The following is a 1,357-nucleotide window of genomic DNA, read 5'->3' on the forward strand; positions in this document are numbered from 1 at the left end:
TAGCAGGCTGCTGAAAAAGGCATGATTTTGACGCACTCAACTTCCTCGTCGCTCCATGTCCCAAGTTTGGTTAACGGCGAGCCGGATTCGTGGCAACCTCGCCGGATTGAGGATTCGGGGCCGATTTCCGTTGTGGCAGGGTCATTCATGGCCTCTGTCGCCTCCATAAGCCGCTCATGGGTGCTATCGATTCCCCGTATCCCCTCACCACGCCGCCTCGGGCAGCAGATTTCTGATACGTATGAGATTGTAGGCAGCCATCACCCTCAGGAAATCCTGTCTTACCCGAGTCAGACCTCTGAACTTTGTCTGTCTGAGCCCGCCGATCTGCTTGGCCCAGCCAAAAGGTTCCTCCACCCGTTTGCGCACCCGTTGGCTGATTTCGTAGCCCGCATGACGGGTCGTTCTACCGTCAATCGCAGACCCGCCTGCACGCTTCAGGTTTTGGGCAACGTGCGGGGTAACATCCAGGAATCTCAACACGTCGACAAACTCCCGTGTGTCGTACCCCTTGTCAGCTCCCAGGGTCGCCCCGCTTTTCAGTGCCGCCGCCATGTCGATTGCAGCATCGCGCTCGGCAGTGCCGGTGGCCAAGGTGAGATCAGCATTGACCAGCAGGCCATTGCGATTCTCCATCAGGGTATGTCCGGTGTAGCTGGGGCGCGCCCCCATACCCTGGCCCTTGGAGGCGAGCAGGGCCTCGGGATCCGTGCGCGAGGCATGTGTCTTGTTGCTTCGCTTCTCGCCGTGGAAGTTGCGGCCCGCATTGCGACCGACGCCGTCAGGATTGTCATCGTCCGAGCCATCCTTGCGGCGTACACTCTTGTGAGACGCCCAGGCTGCGATCAACGTGCCATCGACGCTGAAATGGTCGTTGGACGTGAGGCTACGCCGACGGGCCATCTCGACGATTTCCTCGAACAGGCGGCGCCCGATGTCGGCCTGCGCCAGCCGGTCCCGATTCTTGGAAAATGTCGAGGGGTTCCACACGGGTTCGTCAACGCTCAAGCCCACGAACCAGCGGAACATGAGGTTGTAGTCCAGTTGCTCCATCAACTGCCGCTCACTGCGAATCGAGTAGAACACCTGCAGCAAGGAAGCGCGGATCAGACGCTCAGGCGGGATGGAGGGGCGTCCGCAGTCTGCGTAGATCTCATTAAAAATGGAGTCCAGATTGGTCAATGCCTCATCGACCAGCTTGCGCATCTTGCGGATCGGGTGGCGCTTCGGAATGCGCTGCTCCAGCGACACATAACTGAACAAGTCACCGCCTTCCTGGTAATCACCGCGCATTGTTTGGCCTCCAACCTGCGATTGCGCTATTTTCCCTCATTCGAGGGAGTTTTTCAGCAACCTG

At 58.9% G+C, this 1,357-nt stretch carries 1 protein-coding gene; it reads right to left on the reverse strand.

Annotation, left to right across the window (positions count from 1 at the left end):
* Positions 1 to 204: 204 nt before the first annotated feature.
* Positions 205 to 1,293, reverse strand: coding sequence for an IS5 family transposase (locus Q6D67_RS21560; protein WP_304707897.1), 1,089 nt, complete (start codon positions 1,291 to 1,293; stop codon positions 205 to 207).
* Positions 1,294 to 1,357: the final 64 nt, after the last annotated feature.

The organism is Haliea sp. E1-2-M8 (assembly GCF_030649675.1).
Classification (GTDB): Bacteria; Pseudomonadota; Gammaproteobacteria; order Pseudomonadales; family Halieaceae; genus Haliea.